The sequence below is a fragment of the Streptococcus mitis genome (assembly GCF_946190275.1).
Lineage (GTDB): Bacteria > Bacillota > Bacilli > Lactobacillales > Streptococcaceae > Streptococcus > Streptococcus mitis_DC.
This window is the reverse complement of sequence record NZ_CAMHZQ010000088.1, coordinates 1-263: the sequence shown is the minus strand read 5'-3', so window position 1 is coordinate 263 and position 263 is coordinate 1. Positions and strand designations below refer to the sequence as shown.

Below are 263 nucleotides of genomic sequence, written 5' to 3'. Positions count from 1 at the left end.
TCAGCGTCAACAAGCACCGTAGCGTCTACCTCAGCAAGCACAAGTGCAGTAGCGTCTACCTCAGCAAGTACAAGTGCCGTAGCATCTACGTCAGCATCAACAAGTGCAGTAGCGTCTACCTCAGCGTCAACAAGTGCCGTAGCGTCTACCTCAGCATCAACAAGTGCCGTAGCCTCTACATCAGCAAGTACTAGCGCTGTAGCATCTACATCAGCAAGCACAAGTGCGGTAGCGTCTACGTCAGCATCAACAAGTGCGGTAGC

1 pseudogene is annotated in these 263 nt (G+C 52.5%); it reads right to left on the bottom strand.

The annotated features are described in order from the left end of the window. Nucleotides 1–263, bottom strand: a pseudogene (locus tag N8M20_RS10350) (hypothetical protein); the annotation flags it as partial.